This window comes from Streptomyces scabichelini, from assembly GCF_011045015.1.
In the GTDB taxonomy this organism is placed as follows: domain Bacteria; phylum Actinomycetota; class Actinomycetes; order Streptomycetales; family Streptomycetaceae; genus Streptomyces; species Streptomyces scabichelini.
The window spans coordinates 1-3,017 of record NZ_JAAKZY010000420.1 but is presented as its reverse complement, the minus strand read 5'-3'; the positions used below and the strand labels follow the sequence as shown (position 1 = coordinate 3,017).

Here is a 3,017-nt window from a genome sequence, read left to right as displayed (position 1 = left end):
CGCCCGCCCCTCGCCCCCACCTCCTGCCCAGCGGTGATCCGTCTCCGCCGCGCGGGGGAGGCCGCTCAGCCGTCCAGGGTGAGGACGACCTCGTCGATCTCCTCCCCGCGCGCGTTCGCGTACCCCCTGTCCTGCGCGGTCACATGGAAACCGCACTTCTCGAGAACGCGCAGCGAACCCGCGTTGTCCGCGGCGGCGCGGGCGTATATCGGGCGCTCGGGAACCTCGGCGAGCAGGGCCCGCAGGGCGCGCGTCGCGATGCCGCGGCCCCAGTACGCGCGGTCGATCCAGTACGTCACCTCGCGCTCGCCCGGCTCCCCGTACACCCCCGCGCTGCCCACGACGTCGCCGTCGGCGAGGACCGTACGCCGGACGACGTCGGACGAGGTACGCATGCGCGCCCAGTGGGCGTCGAAGCCCTCCCGGTCGGCCGGATCCTTGGCCGTGAACGCGGCCATCCGGAGCGCGTCCGGATCGTTCATCTGCCGGAAGAACACGGGCAGATCACTGTCGTGGACCTCGCGCAGGGTCACATCGACGTCAGACATGTCAGAGCCTCCGGGTGGCGAGCGTCAGCCGGTCACGCGCGTCGAACAGCGCGTCCTTCACCATCTGCTCGTGCGCGGGCGTCAGTCTCGCCACCGGTACGGAGCAGCTGATCGCGTCCCGCGCCGGCGTACGGTACGGAATCGCGACCCCGAAGCAGCGCAGCCCGAGCGTGTTCTCCTCGCGGTCCACCGCGAAGCCCTGCTCCCGCACCTGGTGCAGCTCCTCGATGAGCTTCTCCCGGTCGGTGATCGTGTGCTCGGTCAGCGCGGGCAGCGTCTCCGGCAGCAGCTTCCGTACCTGCTCGTCCGTGTGCGTGGCCAGCAGCGCCTTGCCGAGCGACGTCGAGTGGGCGGGCAGGCGGCGGCCCACGCGGGTGAAGGGGCGGAGGTAGTGCTGGGACTGGCGGGTGGCGAGATACACCACATTCGTGCCGTCGAGCCGCGCCAGGTGGATCGTCTCAGTAGTGTCGTCCGAGAGCCGGTCGAGGGTCGGCCGGGCCACGGCCACCACCTCGTCGCCGTCGATGTACGACGTGCCGACGAGCAGGGCGCGCACCCCGATGCCGTACCGCGTGCCCGTGGCATCCGTCTCGACCCAGCCGAGCTCGACGAGCGTACGGAGCAACATGTACAAACTGGACTTGGGGTAACCTACGGCCTCCTGAACGGCGGCCAAGGAATGCATTCCGGGTCGGCCGGCGAAGTACTCCAGCAGTTCCACGGTCCGCACTGCGGACTTGACCTGCGCCCCGCCGCCTGTCTCGACTGCCGACATCGCCCTTGACCCCTTCGTTCGACGGGAAATAGTCTCCGAGACATATTCACCATCAGAGACAGTGTTCAGCATATCGAACGCCCTGGTGAGTGACACAAGAACTGCGCGGCATCACATCTTCTGGAGGAACCCGCGGTGGCAGCAGCACCAGTCTGGAGTGTCGACCCCCGAACCGGGAAGCAGCGTGAACAGGTTGCGGTGGAGGCCACAGCCCAGGAGGTGGACACCGCTGTCCGCGCGGCCTACGCCGCTCGGGGCTCCCTCGTCGACCGCACGGTCCGCTCGGCCTTCCTTCGCAGCGCCGCGGAACTGCTCGAAGGCGCCAAGGACCATCTCGTGGAGGCCGCGGACGCGGAGACCGCGCTCGGCCCGGTCCGGCTCACCGGCGAGCTCGCCCGCACCTGTTACCAGCTGCGGGCTTTCGCGGACATCGTCGACGAGGGCGAGTTCCTCGGCGTCGTGATCAACCACCCCGACGACACGGCGACCCCGCCGATCCCGGACCTGCGCCGCTACAAGGTGCCGCTGGGGGTCGTCGCCGTCTACTCGGCCTCGAACTTCCCCTTCGCCTTCTCCGTGGCCGGCGGCGACACCGCGAGCGCGCTCGCCGCGGGCTGCCCGGTCGTCGTCAAGGCGCACCCGGATCACCCGGCGCTCTCCGAACTGGTCGCGGCGACGCTGCGCCAGGCCGCCGAGCGGCACGACATCCCCAAGGGCGTCATCGGCCTCGTCCACGGCTTCGAGGCGGGCGTCGAGCTGGTCAAGCACCCGCTGATCGCCGCGGCCGGGTTCACCGGTTCCATCCGCGGCGGCCGGGCGCTCTTCGACGCGGCGGCGGCACGGCCCGCACCGATCCCCTTCCACGGCGAGCTGGGCTCCCTGAACCCGGTCGTCATCACCGAGGCCGCCGCGGCCGAGCGCGCCGAGGCGATCGGCTCGGGGCTCGCGGGCTCCATGACGATGGGCGTCGGCCAGTTCTGCGTGAAGCCCGGACTGGTCCTCGCGCCGACCGGTGCGGCGGGCGACCGGCTCGTCAAGTCGCTGACCGACGCCGTCAGCAACACCGACGCCGGGGTCCTCCTCGACCACCGCATGCGCGACAACTTCATCGCCGGAGTCGCCGAGCGCGCCGAACTCCCGGACGTGGACGCCCCGGTCACCCCGGGCGCGGGCGGCCAGCACAGCGTCAGCCCCGGCTTCCTGACCGTACCGGCCGAGAAGCTCGCCACCGAGGGCGAGCACGACCTGCTCCTGGAGGAGTGCTTCGGCCCGATCACGGTCGTCGCGCGCTACGACGACGACGCGGAGGCCGGAGCGGTCCTTTCCCGGCTGCCGGGCAACCTCACCGCGACCGTGCACCTCTCGTCCGAGGAGGCGGCGGGGGAGGGCCGTGGCGCGGAGCTCCTGGCCGAGCTCACGCCGCTCGCGGGGCGCGTCCTGGTCAACGGCTGGCCGACCGGTGTCGCGGTCGCGCCCGCCCAGCACCACGGCGGTCCGTACCCGGCGACCACTTCGACGTCCACGTCCGTGGGCGGTACGGCGATCGAGCGGTGGCTGCGGCCGGTTGCGTACCAGAACGCGCCTGAGGCGTTGCTGCCGGCTGAGCTGCGGGACGACAACCCGCTGGGGCTGCCGCGGCGCTTCAACGGGCGGCTTGAGCGGTAGCGCTCCGCTGGGTGGGGCGCCTATGGGGG

The 3,017-nt window shown here is 71.5% G+C and carries 3 protein-coding genes; 1 reads left to right on the top strand and 2 read right to left on the bottom strand.

Features of this window, described 5'->3' with window-relative positions:
- Positions 1-65 precede the first annotated feature (65 nt).
- Together G5C60_RS50195 and G5C60_RS50190 are read right to left on the bottom strand one after the other, a co-directional pair.
- Complete coding sequence (locus G5C60_RS50195; protein WP_165270931.1) at positions 66-548, bottom strand: GNAT family N-acetyltransferase; 483 nt, start codon at positions 546-548, stop codon at positions 66-68.
- Position 549: 1 nt separating this feature from the next.
- Positions 550-1,323 (bottom strand): IclR family transcriptional regulator, encoded by a 774-nt coding sequence (locus G5C60_RS50190; RefSeq protein ID WP_165270929.1) that lies wholly within the window; start codon positions 1,321-1,323, stop codon positions 550-552.
- Between the two features lie 135 nt (positions 1,324-1,458).
- Here G5C60_RS50190 and G5C60_RS50185 point away from each other — a divergent pair, with 135 nt between their 5' ends.
- A complete protein-coding gene (locus G5C60_RS50185) occupies positions 1,459-2,988 on the top strand; it encodes an aldehyde dehydrogenase family protein (protein ID WP_165270927.1) in 1,530 nt (509 codons plus the stop codon).
- Positions 2,989-3,017 lie beyond the last annotated feature (29 nt).